Annotated in this window: 10 protein-coding genes and 3 pseudogenes; 7 read left to right on the top strand and 6 right to left on the bottom strand. The window is 67.8% G+C overall.

Features of this window, described 5'->3' with window-relative positions; translation table 11 throughout:
* Positions 1 to 23: 23 nt before the first annotated feature.
* Positions 24 to 731: pseudogene (locus tag ACFFQA_RS09795) on the bottom strand (transposase family protein).
* A 160-nt stretch (positions 732 to 891) separates the two neighbouring features.
* Between ACFFQA_RS09795 and ACFFQA_RS09790 the strand changes: the two are divergent.
* Positions 892 to 1,266, top strand: coding sequence for a hypothetical protein (locus ACFFQA_RS09790; RefSeq protein WP_377851424.1), 375 nt, complete (start codon positions 892 to 894; stop codon positions 1,264 to 1,266).
* Between the two features lie 145 nt (positions 1,267 to 1,411).
* Entirely contained in the window at positions 1,412 to 1,699 is a 288-nt protein-coding gene (locus ACFFQA_RS09785) for a DUF6355 family natural product biosynthesis protein (protein WP_377851423.1), read from the top strand.
* A 49-nt stretch (positions 1,700 to 1,748) separates the two neighbouring features.
* Here ACFFQA_RS09785 and ACFFQA_RS09780 read toward each other — a convergent pair whose 3' ends face one another.
* The 3 genes and pseudogenes from ACFFQA_RS09780 to ACFFQA_RS09770 form a co-directional block, all read right to left on the bottom strand.
* The gene (locus ACFFQA_RS09780) at positions 1,749 to 3,365 is read right to left on the bottom strand and encodes an alpha/beta hydrolase (RefSeq protein ID WP_377851421.1); all 1,617 of its coding nucleotides are present in this window, start codon (positions 3,363 to 3,365) and stop codon (positions 1,749 to 1,751) included.
* A 170-nt stretch (positions 3,366 to 3,535) separates the two neighbouring features.
* Positions 3,536 to 3,811, bottom strand: a pseudogene (locus ACFFQA_RS09775) (helix-turn-helix domain-containing protein); the annotation flags it as partial.
* 80 nt (positions 3,812 to 3,891) lie between these two features.
* On the bottom strand, positions 3,892 to 4,386 hold the full coding sequence (locus tag ACFFQA_RS09770; RefSeq protein WP_377851455.1) for a TetR/AcrR family transcriptional regulator: 495 nt from the start codon (positions 4,384 to 4,386) through the stop codon (positions 3,892 to 3,894).
* A gap of 544 nt (positions 4,387 to 4,930) precedes the next feature.
* Between ACFFQA_RS09770 and ACFFQA_RS09765 the strand changes: the two genes are divergently transcribed.
* Both ACFFQA_RS09765 and ACFFQA_RS09760 read left to right on the top strand, forming a co-directional pair.
* Positions 4,931 to 5,659, top strand: a complete 729-nt coding sequence (locus ACFFQA_RS09765) for a thioesterase II family protein (RefSeq protein WP_377851419.1) — start codon at positions 4,931 to 4,933, stop codon at positions 5,657 to 5,659.
* Complete coding sequence (locus tag ACFFQA_RS09760; protein ID WP_377851418.1) at positions 5,656 to 11,304, top strand: SDR family NAD(P)-dependent oxidoreductase; 5,649 nt, start codon at positions 5,656 to 5,658, stop codon at positions 11,302 to 11,304. Before ACFFQA_RS09765 ends, ACFFQA_RS09760 begins: the two co-directional genes overlap by 4 nt.
* On the opposite strand, the pseudogene ACFFQA_RS09755 reads toward ACFFQA_RS09760, so the two are convergent.
* Positions 11,249 to 11,764 (bottom strand): annotated as a pseudogene (locus tag ACFFQA_RS09755) (transposase); the annotation flags it as partial. The gene ACFFQA_RS09760 and the pseudogene ACFFQA_RS09755 overlap by 56 nt on opposite strands.
* Before the next feature lie 587 nt (positions 11,765 to 12,351).
* On the opposite strand from ACFFQA_RS09755, the gene ACFFQA_RS09750 reads away from it, so the two are divergent.
* A complete protein-coding gene (locus ACFFQA_RS09750) occupies positions 12,352 to 12,723 on the top strand; it encodes a hypothetical protein (RefSeq protein WP_377851417.1) in 372 nt (123 codons plus the stop codon).
* A gap of 257 nt (positions 12,724 to 12,980) precedes the next feature.
* On the opposite strand, the gene ACFFQA_RS09745 is transcribed toward ACFFQA_RS09750, so the two are convergent.
* Positions 12,981 to 13,289 carry a DUF6355 family natural product biosynthesis protein gene (locus ACFFQA_RS09745; RefSeq protein ID WP_377851416.1) on the bottom strand — a complete coding sequence of 103 codons (309 nt, stop codon included), beginning with the start codon at positions 13,287 to 13,289 and terminating at the stop codon, positions 12,981 to 12,983.
* 72 nt (positions 13,290 to 13,361) lie between these two features.
* Here ACFFQA_RS09745 and ACFFQA_RS09740 point away from each other — a divergent pair, with 72 nt between their 5' ends.
* Both ACFFQA_RS09740 and ACFFQA_RS09735 read left to right on the top strand, forming a co-directional pair.
* A complete protein-coding gene (locus ACFFQA_RS09740; protein ID WP_377851414.1) occupies positions 13,362 to 13,916 on the top strand; it encodes an ATP dependent DNA ligase in 555 nt (184 codons plus the stop codon).
* Positions 13,913 to 16,666 (top strand): AfsR/SARP family transcriptional regulator, encoded by a 2,754-nt coding sequence (locus ACFFQA_RS09735; RefSeq protein ID WP_377851413.1) that lies wholly within the window; start codon positions 13,913 to 13,915, stop codon positions 16,664 to 16,666. The genes ACFFQA_RS09740 and ACFFQA_RS09735 overlap by 4 nt, the downstream gene beginning before the upstream one ends.
* The last annotated feature ends 463 nt before the right edge of the window (positions 16,667 to 17,129 follow it).

The raw sequence follows: 17,129 nt of genomic DNA, 5'->3' as shown, positions 1-17,129 counted from the left end.
TTGCCGTTGCTGGGTGTCTGGTGTCAGCCGGTAAGGGCGAGGTTGCGTAGGTGGGCGATGCCGGAGGCCGTAGCGCCAGGGGTGGAGGCGGCGCGGCGGTAGTCGCGGAGGATCTTCCAGGTCTTCATCTGTGCCAGGGCGTGTTCCCCGCGTGCCCGGATGCCGCGGTGGATGGTGTTGAGGTTGTCCTTCCACTCGGCCGTCACCACACGGGAGGCCAACTTTCCGGCGATGCCGGAGCGGGCGTAGGCGGTGCAGTCGTTGCGGTTACCCGGTTGCGGGTCGCCGGTGGCGATGGCCAGGCGGGTCTCGGTGTCGATGGCGACGTGCGGGTTCGTCGAGTATCGGTAGTTCTTCGACCGTGCGGTCAGGCGGTGATCGCGGGTGGGCGCCAGTGTGCCGTCCACGATCGCCACCGTCTCCATCCCGCGTTTGCGTGCTGGCGCCAACGCCGGCAGGGGGCCGAGGGAGTCGATCACTCGGTGCGCGGCGGAATGGGACACCCCGAACAACGGCCCGATCTGGCGCATCGTCAGGTTGGTGCGCCAGTGCACCGTGACCGGCAGCACCCGATCGGCCAGCGGCACCCGTCACTGGCGGTCCCGGCGCCCGTCCGCGATCACCTCGCCACTCCGAGCGGACATCGTCCGCGCCAGCTTGCGGGACCGGCCTGGTCGCGGGCTGGTGAACGGGGCGGTTCACTCCGGTCGGGACGCTGAGATCGCCTGCACCCCACCGTGATCACCGCACGGAATGCCCACACCACCGCCTTCTGCAACACCCTTTAGCCAGCATGGCTGTACCAAAGCTCGATGGATCAGGTCACGGAGTAAGCGAAGGTGGCGCGGGGGCGCCCGGATCGGGCTGCAAGGGATCGACTGTGGGATCCAGGTGGGGACCGTAGGTATCAGGGGCCAGCGGCTGGCCCGTCCCGGTGACACCAGCGGCGGAGGTCGGTGGCCGGAGCGGGCCTTCCACGCGCGCGGCGAGTTCGGTGTCGAGGCGGTGCGCGAGAGCGGCGTAGGAGTCAGCGTCGGCGGCGAGGTCGATGCAGTCGGTCTGCTCGGCCCTGGTCTCGCACCACCGCTGGATGACATCGAGGGTGAACCGCGGTGGGTACCGGTCAGCCTGCGTCCTTCGGGCTCCTTGGTGGCGGTGAAGGAGTCCTCCGCGTGCTCCGGCCCGAGCGGGACGAGCGCGACGCGCGATCCGAACAAGGTGGGTTTGTCTGCTATCGCGGCACGATCGATCGCAGGTGCTGTGTAGAGCGCCCGCCCCCGCCACCGATTTTCCCCTCCGTGAAGCCGAATACGAACGCGGGCCGTCCTCGCTTTCACGCACGCGCGAAGCGGCTTTGCCGGGCGGGGAACGCGCGGTGAAAGTCGAGCTCCGACGTCCTGAAAGGAACCCCATGTCCCGCTTGACCACGGTCCTTGCTATCGGCGCCCTCACCTTCGGCAGCGCTCTCACATCGATCCCGGCGAACGCGTCCCCCGCCCCGCAGGAGTGCGGCGGCTACAAGAAGGGCAACGAGGTCAGGTACCGCCACTGCACCTCCGAGGGCACGAGCGTCAAGGTCCGAGCCAGGTTCCTCGTCACCGGCGTGCACATCCAGTGCGTCGGCCCGAACGAGGACGTGTACTTCGGCGATGTCGGCTTCGTGATCGAGATGCCCGCCTACACCGGGCAGCTCTGCTGAGCCTGTGACGAGGCCCCGTCGAGCGAGCGCTCGGCGGGGCCTCGTGGTGTCAGGAGCCGGGCGGCGGCGGGAGCGGCACGCCGGGCATGGTCGTGTCCTGGGGCACGATGCCGTCGATCAGGTAGTCGTTGACGACCTTGTCCAGGTCGGGGTTCCCGATGGCCGGGTTCGCGGCGTAGAGGCCGTGGTCGCCCTCATCGGTGACGGTGATCATCCGGGAGCCGGCGAAGGCGTCGTGCGCGCGCCGGGCGCCCTCGATCGCCGTCGCGGGGTCGTGCACGGAATGGACGATCAGCGTCGGCGGCAGGCCTCGGCCGTCGATCCGCGGCAGCGGCAGCGGGGGCTTGCGCCAGAAGATGCACGGCTGCACCATCCACTTCCCGCCGACCAAGGTCTGCTGCCGGTCGAGGTGCTCCTGCGACTGCCGGACCACGCTCTCGCGGTCACCCGGCCACGGCCCCTCGTTGCACCGGATCGTCCAGAAGTTCGTCGGGTAGGAGTCCGGCGCCCCCGGCAGGGACGCCTTGCCCGGCATGAGGCGGGTCTCCACGTCCCTGGTCTCCAGCGCCGCCTTGACGCGCAGCGCGGCCTCGGCCTTCTCCCGGTCGGAGGTGCTCGCTTGGGTCAGTTTGCGGATGTCGACCAGCGTGGTGGCCGTGGTGGGGAACTGGCGCTTGCCGTAGATGCCCTCGGCGGCGATCGAGTCCAGGATGTTCGGTCCCACCGTGAAGCCGTTGTACTGGACAGGGCGTACGCCCAGCGCGGTCCGGACCGTCTCGTAGGTCTGCCGAGCCTCCTCACCGGTCCTGCCGAAGCCGTAGAGCTTGTCGTACTTGGCCATCCACGGCAGGAAGTCCTGCCGCCACCGGCGCTCGAAGCTGAGCGGCTGCCAGGCGAATGCCCGCTCCCAGCTGGTGGTGAACTCCACCGGGGAGTCCAGCAGGGCCCGCTTGACCCGCTTCGGGAACAGCGTCGCGTAGTGCGCGCCCATCCAGGTGCCCGCCGAGTAGCCGACCCAGGTGATCTCCTGGCGCTTGAGCAGCACCCGGAGCAGGTCGACGTCGCGCACGGTCTGGTCGGTGTTGATCAGCGGGCCGAGGTCGCCCGCGCGCTCCATGCAGGCGTCGGCCGCCTTCTTGGTGGCGTCCAGGATGACCTGGAGGTTTTGCGGATCCCGGTCGCGCGGGTCGTACTGCTCCGGTCCGTCGAGCGCGCCGCCGCAGCTGATGCTCGTGCTCCTGCCGGTGCCGCGCGGGTCGAAGCCGACGACCTCGTGGTTGATCAGCAGCCGCTGCTGGTAGCGCAGCCGTGCGGGGTAGATGCGGCCTTCCGCCCCCGGCCCGCCCGGGTTGATCAGCACCGAGCCCGTGGCCTGCCCGGTGGCGGGGAGTCTGCTGATCGCGATCATGAGGTCGCGGGTGTCGCTGAGCCGGTGCCAGTTCCGCGGGGTGCGGTAGGCCGCGCACTCCATGTGCTCGGATCCCGGTGGAGGGGCGGAGCCCAGCTCGTCGACCGAACAGCGGTGCCAGTCGAGCGTCTGGTTCGCGTACTCCGCCGGAATACCGGCGGAGCCGAGTGGCTGCTCCCCAGCCAGAACGGGCACCTGCCCGGTCAGCACGAGGGCGACGGCGGCGGGAATGACCGCCGCGCGGCGGATTCTCTTCATGTGTGGAGCCCCCAAGGTCACATCGCGCTCACCAGCGCGACTCGGGGATAGTTGAAGCGCTCCGCCCGGGCGAGGCAATTCGTTTCACAGCACAACGAACCGCGACCGACGGGGCGGAACGGATCGAGCCCCACCCGTCATTGCCCAAGAGGCCACGACGGAAGGCTGCCACGAGATCCAAGCCAATCCGGACCACGACGCTGCCGCAGCGCAACGATCCGCTGCTCGGTCTGGGCACTGGTGCGCCGCGGTGAGGAATGCGGTCGTGAGGACCGGTCGTGCAGCCCGGCCTCTCCCTCAGCCGCATAACGATCAAGCCAGGTCCTCACGCACTCGCGCGAGATTCCCATTGCCCTGGCCACATGCGCTTGCGGCCACCCCCGGCGGTGACGTTCGACGATCAACAGCCTGCCCAGGAACGTGGTACGGGCATTGCGGTGGGACACGAGAGCCTCCGGCATGGCGTGGGTCCTAGACAAGCCACACCCCAACCGGAGGCTCTCCCCACGTCAACACCTATCCACCGCTACCAACGTCCTGACCGGATACACCTAGGACGCGGGTGGCTTCGGCGAGGCTGTGGTAGCCGGAGACGGTGTAAGCCGACAGGCCGGTGGCTGGGGCGAGCAGGGTGGTGGCGGTGCGCTCGGGTGGTGCGCTGGGCGGTGGTCAGGAGTTTGGTCAGTTCGGGGTGGAGGTCGTCGGGGCCTGCGGTGTGCGGCAGGGCAGCCAGGTCCGGGTCGGTGAGCGCGAGTGCGGCGTAGGCGGCGTGGACGCGGTAGAGGTCGGTGCTGGCCTCGTCGATGGGCAGGAGCTCGTGCAGGATCGTGCGGATGCGCCGTGCCGCGTCGGCCCGGCGCGGTAGCGCGTTCAGGCGTTGGCGGAGGCGTTCGCTGATGCGGGCGCGAACGTGGATGAGACCGCCGTGCAGCAGTCGTGCCTTGGTGGGGAAGTAGTACTGCACGAGGTTGACCGAGACACCGGCTTCTGCGGCGACGTCACGGAAGCCGATGGTGTGCAGCCCCTGCGGGCTCGGATGCGATCCGGTTCTCTGCGTCGGCGGGGCGTGATCCGCATCGGGAGTCTCCCGTCGCGATCAGGTGAAACTGGTGGCTCGATCCGATTGCATGAGGTCATCTGCCTTCGTGCGGGGTGCCCGGTCGGGCGACTTTGCTTTGCGGTGCGATGCCGAGGTGTTCCCATTGTGTCGGTGGCCAGTTCAGATTCCCCACTGGCAGCTGCTCAGCGGAGAGATATCTGGCCACGTCTGAGTTGCTGTGCGTGTCGACGGGTGCAATCGCCCGAAAGGCCGGGCGGTCGACGGCGTCGGCCTCCGGATAGCGCCGTGGACAGTCGCACAGCAGGTCGTTGGTGTGGATGCGATGCGTCCGGGATGCAAGACGTACAACGCAGCCCATAGTCACAGCCCGCGCAAACGGCTGCGACCGGAGAGCGCGGCTGGCCTCGACAAGTGGCCGTCCATGGGGAATTCCTGCTGACCACTGGAATTCAAACGAGGAAAACACTGCGTAACGTGACGTCGTTGTGACGGATCGCGAGGACCGATGCTTAACGACTGGTTCGATCCCCATCCAGGCGCGGGACTTCACCTGTATTGCTTCCCGCATGCCGGCGGTAGTGAATCGTTGTACCTGAGCTGGGAGCAACGGACGGCGCTGCACGTGGTTCCGGTGCTCCTGCCCGGACGCGGACGACGAGCCGACGAGCCAGCTTTGACGTCAACCGAGAAGATCACGTCTCCTCTGGCACGTCAGATTGCGATCCATTCGCGCCAAAGAGAGATCGCATTGTTCGGCCACAGCATGGGAGCGCTGCTGGCGTACGCGACTGCGGTGGCGTTGGAGCGTGATCACGGAGTGGTGCCGGTGCGGCTGTTCGCCGTCGCAGCAGGCGCGCCGCATCGGCCGAGCCGATTGAAATCGGTGCGGACGTTGCCCGATGACGAACTGCTGGCCGAGGTGCTTGCGACCGGAGGGACTCCTGACGCGGTGCGGTCAGACCAGGACACTCTGAGCCACGCGTTGCCGGCACTGCGAGCTGACGCCACTGTGGTCGAGACCTACCGCCACAGGGGACACGTTCTCTCGTGCCCCGTCACGGTGCTTGTTGGTCGTGACGACCCGGTGGTCACTGCAGACAGCGTGCGCCGGTGGTCGGAGCTGACCACGACGCCCGCGATGATCCGGGTGCTACCCGGAGATCACTTCTTCGTTCGTGACCCGCTGGTGGTCGACGTGGTTCAAAGGGAGCTGAAAGGGAGCGCGGCGACATGATTGACGTTAATCAGGTGGCTGTGGTCGGGATCGGTTGCCGCTTCGCGAACGCCGACGGGCCGGACGAGTACTGGCGATTGTTGCGTGACGGTCTGGATGTCGTGCGCGAGATTCCCGACAACCGATTTCCGATCGAGTTCTACTTCGATCCCGACCCCGATGCCGTCGGCCGCACTTACAGCCGGTGGGGTGGCTTCCTGGACGACATCGCGGGGTTCGACGCGGCGTTCTTCGGCATCTCGCCGAGGGAGGCGGAGCGGATGGACCCTCAGCAGCGTCACCTGCTGGAGGTCGCCTGGGACGCCCTGAACGACGCCGGCATCGCCCCGAGCACGATCGAGGGCACTCGGACCGGCGTATTCATCGGTGAGATCGCGGTCAATTACGCGGACCTCGCAAGCAGGCTGCCCGACCTAGACGTGTACGCGGTGACGGGTACCGCCAGGTCAGTGCTGGCGGGCAGATTGTCCTTCGCCTTGGACGCCCGAGGACCCAGCATCTCGGTGGACACGGCGTGCTCCTCGTCGTTGGTGGCTCTGCATCTCGCGTACCGCAGCGTGCGTGACGGGGAGTCCGAACTGGCCATCGCGGGCGGTACGAACGTGGTGCTACTTCCGGACGAGAGCATCGCCTACTGCCGGGGCCGGATGCTCGCCAGGGACGGGCGGTGCAAGTTCGCCGATGCGTCCGGCGACGGCTTCGTCCGCAGCGACGGCGTCGGCGTGGTCGTACTCAAACCGCTGAGCAGAGCCGTTTCCGACGGCGACCGCGTCTACGCGGTAATCGTGGGCAGCGCGACCAACAGCGACGGTCGATCCAGCGGCTACCTACTCACGCCGTCCCAGGACGGGCAGGTCGCGATGATGCGCGCCGCACTCGCCGACGCCGGTCTCGACGCACAGCAGCTGGACTACGTCGAGGCCCACGGAACAGGCACGCGCGTCGGTGACGCGGTGGAACTGCGAGCCCTGGCCGAAGTCCTCGGTGCGGGACGCGCCCCCGACCGTCCGTGTTTGGTCGGTTCGAGCAAGACCAACATCGGCCACGCCGAGGGCGCAGCCGGCGTCGCTGGTCTGATCAAGACCGTACTGAGCCTGCATAACCGGCAGATCCCGGCGAGCCTGCACATGCACGAGCCCAACGCCGCGCTCGACTGGGAGCAGGCCGGGCTGGCGGTGCCGACCACCACCGTGCCCTGGCCGCGTGAGGACCGCGCGATCGCCGGGGTCAGCGCGTTCGGCATCGCGGGCAGTAACGCGCACGTGGTGCTCGCCTCGACCGATGCACCCCGGCCGCAGCCACAGCCCGCCTCGGACTCGTTGGTCCTGCCCATTTCTGCCGCAGATCCCGTCGCACTGCGGGTGCTGGCAGGCGACTACGCGAGACTGCTGCACGACATCGACCCGGCTGACGTGCCGGGTATGTGCGCCGCTGCCGCGCAGCGTCGTGACCACCATCCCTATCGGCTCGCGGTCTCGGGACACGACGCGACGCAGCTTGCCGGGGCGGTACTGGCCGCGCAGTCACCTTCGGGTGCTGTTGACGAAACGCCACGTGTGGCGTTCGTGTTCCCCGGTCAGGGCTCGCAGTGGCCGGGTATGGGCCGGGACTTGCTGGACACCGAGCCGGTGTTCCGAGACGCCTTGCGGTACTGCGCGGAGGCCATTTCCGATCACGCGGGCTGGTCGCTGCTCGACGTTCTGGCCGACGACACGCCCGACGCACTGTCCGATCTGGACGTTGTGCAACCTGCTCTCTGGGCGATGCAGGTGTCGCTGGCCGCCTTGTGGCGCAGCTGGGGTGTGGAACCGGACGTGGTGATCGGTCACAGCATGGGTGAAGTGGCCGCCGCGTACGTGGCCGGTGCCCTCGATCTCTCCGACGCTGCCAAGGTCATCTGTCTGCGTAGCCGCTTGGCCAGGCAAGTCAGTGGCACCGGGGCGATGGCTGTCGTCGGGCTGCCGTCGGCCGAGATGGCGCAACTGGTGGATGGCGACCTGAGCATTGCTGCCCACAACAGTCCGAGCACCACCGTGATCTCCGGTCCAACCGACAGGGTGCGAGCGGCGGTGGACGGGCTCACGGACCGGGGATTGTTCGCACACCTGGTGCGAGTCGACTTCGCCTCACACAGCCCGTCGATGGATCCGATCCGGGAACAGCTGCTCAAGGCACTCGCCGACATCCAGCCTCGGACGGCCCAGGTGCGTTTCCACTCGACGGTCCGCGGAGGTGATCTCGACGGCACGGAACTGGATGCCCGCTACTGGGCCGACAACCTGCGTCAGCCGGTGTTGTTCGCGGACGCGATCGCAGCCGAGACCCAGCGGTGCGGGGTGTTCCTGGAAATCAGCCCGCATCCAGTGCTCACGGACGCGATCACCGACTGCGGTGCCACGAGAGCCCTGGGGTCGCTGATGCGCGGTGAACCGGGGCAGGCCGCCCTGCACGCTCGCCTGGCCGAGCTGTACACCGACGGGGTGACGATCGACTGGCATGGCGTGTACGGAGGTCGTGCTCCGCACCACGATCTGCCTTGCTACCCCTGGCAGCATCAGCGGTACTGGCTCCCGGAAATGCCCGCGGCCACACCCGCGGCGGGCGCCCCCATGACCGCCGAAGCAGCTCACTACCTGGTCGAACATCGCGTCCAGGGCGAGTCGATCTTGCCCGGAATGGTCACCGTCGATCTCGCTCTGCAGGCCGCGCACCACGAGTTCGGCACCGGCCCGGTCGAGCTCAGCGACATCAGGTTCCTCGCACCACTGCGGTTGACCGACGATCCACCGCAGATGCGGACGGAGCTGGACAACGGGCGGTTCACCGTGAGCGGCCAGGATGCCGACGGTTCCTGGATCACACTCACCACCGGCAGCGTCGGGCCTGTGACCTCTGGTGTACCCGTCACGGTCGACCCCGATATCTGGAAAGCGCGCTGCACTGCTCGACTGGACGTCGAGGACTTCTATGCAGAGCACCGCGCGCAAGGCAACGACTGGGGCCCGTCCTTCCAGGGAATCACCGAACTGTGGCGCGGCAACGGGGAAGTACTGGCCATGCTCGACCTACCTCCGCATCTGAGAAACGAGGTGAAGGCTCACCCCTTCCATCCCGCGCTGCTCGACGCGTGTGGTCAGGTTGCCGCCGCGCTCATCCGTGGTCCGTTCGTCGGCGAATCGATTGCCAGGGTTCGCTGGTACGGGTGCCCGGGATCGTCTGTCATCGCCCACCTCGACGATCAGCACGATGACGGGGTTTCCTTCGGGGGGAACCTGTGGATTACCGCTCCGCAAGGCACCCCGCTCATGGAGATCCACGGACTACGTTCCCGTTTGCTCAACGGAGAACAACGCACTTCGGGGAGCAACTGGCTGCACGAGGTGCGATGGCGACCACTTTCGGCTGCTTCAGCCCCCTCAGCGCAACAGACACGGCGGTGGCTGGTCATCGGCGACGATCTCCCGCTACGTGACCGGCTCGCCGGCGTGGTCGACACCGAAATCGGCGCCGCCGACGACTACCTAGGGGTCATCTTCACGACGCGCGGCGAACAAGCCTGCTCCGACCTGGTGGAACTGGTGAGGACACTCGACAAGCGAGTCGGTGCGACCCGCTTGTGGGTGATCACCCGAGGCAGCCAGGCTGTCATCGAGTCCGACACCGTGCCTATGCCCGAGGCCGCAACGCTGTGGGGTCTCGTTCGAACAGTGATGGTTGAGCACCCTGGGCTCGATGCGACCGCGATCGACCTGCCGGTGGAGCCGACGGAGACGGACTTCGCCGCTCTGGTGAATGAACTGGTGCTTCCCGTCGGCGAGCACCAGATCGCGCTGCGGGAAGGCAGACGGTACGCCGCCCGTCTGGTGGCATGCCCTCCGCACGCCGGGATCGCTCCGCAACCCGGACCCGGCCAAGTGCGCATCGCGGTGACAACCGCGAGCGGCGGTCCTGGCTTGTGGAGCTGCGTAGGCACCGTCACCGACGTCGGGCCGGGAGTACGCACGCCTACGCGGGGAGACGTCGTCCTCGCCTTGGGAAGCACGCGCGTCGGTTCGTCCGTTCTGGTGGAAGCCGCTCTCACGGTGCCGACGCCGGACGGGCTCACCCCGGCTGAAGCTGTGACGCTCCCGCACACCTACGTGCCCGCTCTCCACGGATTGCGAGACCTCGCGGGGCTACGTGCCGGCGAAACCGTCCTGATCCATCCCGCGACAGGTTCTCAGGCGATCGCCGCGATGCACGTTGCCCGTCTGGTGGGTGCGACGGTTGTGGCCTCACGTGCCGACTCAGCCGAAGAACGAGCCCTGCTTGGCTGGGCGGGGATCGGGGAACCCAGTGATCACGTGGATGTCGTCTTCACCACGACTGGCGCTCCGGTCCCCAGCGGAGGACGTTGCGTCCAGCTCAGCGGCCAGGCTCCATCAACGTGGCCACCCAACGCGTCCTACCACCGCGTGGACATCGCCTCCCTGCCGGCTCGGCATCTCAGCGTCCTGCTCCACGAGGTGCTGGCGCTGGTGCATCGTGGTGAACTCCACCCGCTCCCGTTCAGGCAGACCCCTGCACGAGTGGTGGTCGGCATCGACCGGCGTGAACCTGCGTGCTTGATCACCGGTGGACTGGGGGACCTCGGTGTCGTGGTCGCCGATTTGTTGATCGATCGCGGTGCTCGTCACCTCCTGCTCGTCGGTCGTAGTCCCGTACCGACTCACCGGACAGCGACAGTGAACCGGTGGCGTGACCGAGGCGTTGACGTCGAGTACCACACGCTCGATGTCGCCGACGAACCCGCGCTTCGTACGATCTTGGATCGCCCGATTTGTGGTGTCGTGCACGCCGCAGGCATCGGCATGCACACGCCTGTCACCGACCTGAGCGCTGACGAAATTCGCGAAGTTCTTCGTCCGAAGCTCCAGGGAGCCGCCGCACTGCACCACGTTCTCGCAGACCGGCCCCTTGACTTCTTCGTGCTGTTCTCATCAGCGGCCGCGGTGTTGCCGTCACCACTGCTCGGTGCGTATGCCGCGGCGAACGCCTGGCTCGACGCTCTCGCGTTGCACCGATGCGCACGTGGTCTGCCGACGTTGAGTATCGGCTGGGGGTTCTGGGAGACAGGCATGGCGGTCCGGCTCAACGGTCCGGGACAGCTTCGTGTGCCATCAGGACTGGCCAGCTTCACCCCAGCACGCGGCGCGGCCGTGCTCGGGCAACTGCTCGATCGAGGCGTCACAGGTCATATCGTCGCGACCCCGGCCGACTGGCCCACCTACGCCAACACCTATCCCGACCAATCCACCCGCAGCCTGCTCGCCGAACTGGCACCGTCCGTCAAGCAGGACGTGTACATCCCACGCGCACGCATGACACCGACTCTCGAGCAGACGCCACTCACAGCAGGGGAACATTCCCAAGTCATCACAGCATCGGAGGGCTGCGATCGCGTCGGCCAGCTCGTCGCTGCCGTGCTGCGACTTTCACCCGAAAGCCTCGACCACCGTCGCCCCCTCAACAAGCTGGGGATGGACTCGCTCATGGCCGCTGAAATCCGGACCCGCGTCAAGAACGAGTACGGAGTTGACATACCCATGCTCAAACTGTTGAAAGGGGCGTCGATCGAAGATGTGACGGCAGCACTTTCGCGGTAGATGCGGAGAATCTAGTGCATAGAGGATTTGGGAATTTCTTGAAGCAGGTCAGAGCCGGTGCGAGGGTGGCGAATCCGAGGTAGTGCAGGGCTGTGCGGTCGTAGTGCAGGGGCAGGCGGCGGTAGCCGGTGAGCCAGGTGAGGGTGCGCTCGATGGCCCAGCGGTGTCGTCCGAGTTCGTCGGAGGAGTCGATGCCTTTGCGGGCGATGCCCACCGCGATACCCCGCTCGCGTAGCCAGGAACGCAGATCCCGAACGTCGTATGCCTTGTCGGCGTGCAGCTTGGCGGGTTTACGCCGTCGCGGCCCGCGGCGGGAACGGACCTGCGGGATCGCGGTGACCATGGATTCGGCCGCGAGGTGGTCGTTGAGGTTGGCTGCGGAGACCCCGTTGACCAACGGCAGGCCGTTGCGGTCGGACAGGGCGTGCAACTCGCTCTCGGACACTCCCTTACCCCGCGGATTTCCGGTTCGTGGATGATCTCCGCCGTCGGCGCGGCCTGTGTTTCGTTGCGCTGCATAACCTGGCCTGAAAGCCGGTGACTAGCCCGGCCGAGCGCTGATGAGATGGTGCACCGGCTCGCGGGCATCGTCTCCGACGGACCGGCGCCAGAGGTTTACGACGGCGACCGCGCTGATGCTCGTCAGTCAGCTCCTTTCCGTCAGTAGCGGAGTTCGGCCGCGCTCGGCGACGACTCTGGAACAGCAGTGTGGCATCTGGGGCAGAACATGCCGCTGTGGCAACGTTGTTCGTCGGTCCTTGAAGCGTGGATGTTCGCTGTGCCGTGCCCTCGGAGCCCGTTGCCGGTGCTGGCGATGTCGCGGCATCGGTGTGTCCAACTCTTCGCGGCGTACCTCGAGAGGGCGATCGGCAGAGCGACGCCGAGGAACGAGCCCCGGCTCGCTCGCACACGGGCCAGGGCTCGTTCGCGCCGTGGACCAGGTGGACCCCTCGCGTTTGCGCACAGGATGAAACCGTTGGACCAGCGCGACGCGCCTTCCTACCTTCACGCGAGCACCATCAACTTCTTCGATTATGAAAGGTCGTCATGCGCAGCACGCGAGGCAAGGTCGGCACCGTTGCACTCCTCACCCTGTCCACGATGTTCTTGAGCGCACTTCCGGCGACGGCCAGGACCGACGACAGGATCTACGACGGCTGGGACGTCGCTGGCGCCGGGAATTTTCGTCCTTCAGGAAATTACAAATCGGATATCAGCCTGTGCGACGAGGAGCTGGACGGAAATTCTGTTTACGCCGAGTTCTACACGTACGGCGGCGCTCGCATCGATCTCTCCGATTCTGCCCTGAACGGGTGCGCTCAGCGCACGCTGTGGGGAGAGCACAACCAGATTCGCAGCTTCCGGATTCGCGAGGAAGGCGGCGCGTGGTCTCCGCTGGCGGTCCTCGACAGGGCCTGAACGGCTGCGCCCGGCATCAAGCCCAGGCCCGTTCCGAACGGGCCTGGGCTTTTTCGTGACCACGAGGACCTGAAGGCAAACGCGACGAGGCGTCTTCGCGTTCGGTGGCCGTGCTCCCTGTCGCTGAGGAAGAGACGTGGACGTAGCCGATCCGGAATCTGCTGACCACCCCGGGCTAGCCGGGATGGCCGCCCGACCTCATCCGCGCCGAGCACGGCGATTTCTTGGAAAAGAGCTGACCTCGCTCGTGGTTGAGATCAGCAGAGCTTTCCGTTGTAGTAGGCGCCGCGGATTTGATAAATCGAGCCGAGGTACGTCACGCCGGGTTTGACGCACCTTTCTTCATCTGAAGACTTCTTCTGCACCACGATCACGACACTGGACCCGTCGGACGTGCAGTGGTCGTAGTAGGCGCCAATATTCTTCGTGAAGTAACCACACTTCGCGGCCTCGCTCGAATCGTGCGGGCTCGCGGCGGCTGGAAGTGCGAAAGTCGCGACGGCCAAGGTTGCTGCAGCGAGAGCGGGGGCGAGCTTCACGTTTGGACCTTCCTGATCGGCATTCATGACTTGCCCCGGTACGGTCAGGTGCAAGGAGATTCTTGTCAATACGCTTCAGGGGCAAATGAACTCGCATTCATGTACCTGGGGGTGACTGACCCCCCCTTCATGACCACCATGACTGTCTACGGTGGACTGAAGAGTCGGGGAACTGTGGCAAGCGCGCCACTTTGCCCTGGCCGCGTGCCACGGGCAGCTATCGCGGGAAACAGCCGATTCGGTGGGGTGCTCGGCGGACTGCTGCCGGGCGCCCACGACCCGTCCACTGGCGACCTTGTCTACATCGGCGATGTCGGGACCGGATTCAGCGACGCTGCCCGCCGCGAGATCAGCGCTCGTCTTGCGCCGTTGGAGCGCGCGATGCATCCGTTCGCGGCGGAGCCGCCTCGGGATCAGGTGCGGGGTGCGCAGTGGGTCGACTCGGTAGTGGTCGGGGAGGTCAGGTACCGCGGGTTCTTCGGGAACGTGCGGTCCGGTGCGGTACTGGGCGTCGGCGGTTCGGGCTGGGCAACCACACGCTTCTGCAACATCCTTCAGGAAGTGGTGAGGTCCTCTTCCCGGCGGGCGCAGAACCATGCGGCGCTGTACTCATCGGGCACGAGCCGGAAAGCTACCCGCGGGAGGTGCGGGTGAGCCTGGTGGAGTTCCGCCTGTTCGGTGAGGTCGAGGCAGTGTTTCGTGGAGCTGGCCTGTCGCTCGGGCACGCGCGGCAACGCTGCGTCCTGGCACTGCTGCTCGTCGAGGTCAACCGGGTGGTTCCAGTGCCCGCGCTGTTGGACGGCGTGTGGGGCGAGAACCTGCCGGACACCGCCCGCGTGACCCTGCGCAGTTACCTCTCCCGCCTGCGCGCCGCGCTCGCCCCGGCCGGGGTCACCATCACCCGTGCCGGTGCTGGCTACCGGCTCACCGCGCCCGCACGCACCGTGGACCTGCATGCGTTTCGCACGCTCGTGGCCGCCGCGCGCTCCGCGGAGGACCCGCTGCCACTGCTGGAACAGGCCCTCGCGCTGTGGCGCGGCGATGAGCCTTTCGCCGGTCTGACCGCACCCGGCCTCGACGGCCTGCGCGCTCTGCTCGTCCAGGAACGGCGTTGCGTCGAACTGGACCGCGTCGACCTGCTGCTGGACCGGGGCCGGCACAACGAGCTGCTGCCGGAACTGGTGACCGCGGCCGCCGCCGCACCGCTGGACGAACGCCGCGCCGGGCAGCTCATGCTGGCCCAGTACCGCCTCGGCAGGCAGGCCGATGCGCTCACCCACTACGCCGGGCTGCGCACGAGCCTGGCCGAGGAACTGGGTGTCGACCCCAGCCCTCGGCTGCGTGAGCTGTACCAGCGCATCCTCATCGCCGCCCCGGAGCTCACCCCGGCCGCGCGCACCGCGCCCGCGCAGCTTCCCGCGCCGCCCAGGCTGTTCACTGGCCGAGCGACCGAGCTGGCCCGACTCAGCGGCGTGCTGGCCAGGGGCAACGCGGCGACGGTGTCCGCGGTCGGCGGAATGGGCGGCGTCGGCAAGACAGCGCTTGTCCTGCACTGGGCGCACGCGAACCTGGCCGCTTTCCCGGATGGTCAGCTGCACGTGGACCTGCACGGCTTCGACCCCGCCGCACCGCCGATGGCCCCGGCCATCGCGCTGCGCGGGTTCTTGGACGCGCTCGGCGTCCCTGCGACCGCAGTGCCCGTCGATGAGCACGCGCAGGCCGCGCTGTACCGCAGCCTGGTCGCCGGGCGGCGGCTGCTCATCGTGCTGGACAACGCCCGCGACTCCGAGCAGGTGCTGCCCCTGCTACCGGGTAGTTCGATGTGCACGGTGGTCATCACCAGCCGCCACCGGCTGGACGGCCTGCTGGCTACCCACGGCGTGCACCCGCTGCCCATGGACGTCCTGACCGAGCCGGACGCGAAGGACCTGCTCGTGCGCTTCCTGGGTGCGGACCGGGTGGCCGCTGAACCGCAGGCTGTCGCTGACCTGCTGGACCGCTGCGCCCGGCTGCCGCTGGCACTGGGCATCGTGGCCGCGCGCGCCGCGACCCACCCTGGCTTCCCGCTGTCCGCGCTGGCCGAGGAACTCCGCGAGGGCGGCACCCGCCTGGACACGCTGGACTCCGGAGAGCTGACCGCCAACCTCCGTGCCGTCTTCGCCACCACCTACCGGGCCCTGTCCCCGGACGCGGTGACTCTGGCGGGGCTGCTCGCGCTGGCTCCTGGCCCGGACCTGGGCCTGCCCGCCGCCGCGGTCCTCGCCGACGTAGCCGAGTCCTCGGCCCGCGCGCTGCTCCGCGAACTGGCCGCGTTGCACTTGGTCCAGGAGCAGACCCCGGGCCGCTACCGCATGCACGACCTGGTCCGGTTGTACGCGGCCGAGCACGCGGGCGCGGCTGATGACGCATTGCGCAGGCTGCTCACGCACTACCAGGACCTTGTCGAGCACTTCGCGTCCCCGGCGCTGCTGCCTGAGGTGGGCAATCTCGTCGCCGCGACCACATTCGCGGCCGACCAGGGCTGGCTGTCCCGCCTGCCCGCGCTGGCCGGACGGGTGCCGCGGATGCTGGATGCCTTCGGGCACTACGACGCCGCACTCGACCTCGCGCGGTTCATCCTGGACATCGGCGACCCGGACCTGGCCGCAGAGGCGTCGTTCTGCCTCGGCCTGACCCACTGGCGACTGGGCCACACCGCTCAAGCCATCACCCACTACGAGCGGGCGCTCGGCCACGCCAAGGCCGCAGGCGACCGGCTTGCCGAGGCGGAGGCGCTCAACGGCCTCGGCCTGGCCCACTGGCGGCTCAGCGACTTTGAGCAGGCGCGCGCCGAGCACGAGGAGGCGTTGACGATCGGCCGCGACCTCGACGACGCCTACACGCAGGGCTACGCCCACCTCGGCGCCGGGTACGTCAGTCACTGGGTGGAGGACTACGCCCGCGCGCTCGACCACCACTGGGCCGCATGTGAGATCGCCCGGGCGGCGGGTGGCATCGGGTCCCTGGAGTGGCAGGCGCTGAACGGCGTCGGCCTCGCCCTGGTGCGCCTGGGCCGGGCCGAGGACGGCAGGCAACGGCTCGCGGAGTCCCTCGACCTGTCCCGCGCGGCGGGTGATCCTTACACCACCGTCTCCAACCTGTTCTGCCTCGGCTTCGCTCTCCAAGCGCTCGGTGAGTTGACCGCCGCCGCCGAACACCACCGGCGGTCGCTCGCCCTCGCCTCAGAGATCGGCGAGCAGTTGCACCAGGCCCGCACCCATCACTGCCTCGGCACCATCCACGACCAGCTCGGCGAGCACGACCGGGCCGCGAGCCACCACGCCCGCGCCCGCGTGTTCGCCGAGCAGCTCGGTCTCCCCGCGGACGAGACCTCGACCCGATGGGCGGTCGAGCCACCCGACTGACGGGTGCCCACCGTCAGAGCGGCCGCGATCACCCCCGGAAATCGGACGTTCACCCGAGGTGTTGTTGCGCCGCAACCGTCCCGGCCTGGTCCGGGACGTCCTGCTGGACGGTCCAGCCACGGGCCTTCGCCTCGTCAAGACGTGCATGCCGTGACCAGCGAGAACAGGGGCAACCCCGTAACCGCAAGACAACCAGATCGGCTCACCCTCGACCCGGCCGAGCGGGCGAGAACTCAAGCTGAGGGACGTCTCGTAACTCGGTGACCACCTGTGTGGATTCAACGGTCCCACAACGCCTGCACAACGGCATTGAAGAACGCTTGGGTCGGCCAGGGGGAACCTCGAGCAACGGAGAACTGCACCAGCTGAGCTGTGCCAGTTCTCCGAAAGCGGCCATCCAGCGTCGCTATCCAGCGCGTGGTCCGACGATCTTCGGTCATGTGGCGGCCGAGAGCCTGGCTTG

Origin of the sequence: Allokutzneria oryzae, from assembly GCF_042429765.1 — a bacterium.
Taxonomy (GTDB): domain Bacteria; phylum Actinomycetota; class Actinomycetes; order Mycobacteriales; family Pseudonocardiaceae; genus Allokutzneria; species Allokutzneria oryzae.
The sequence above is the reverse complement of the archived record's forward strand: the minus strand, read 5'-3'. Positions and strand labels throughout refer to the sequence as shown.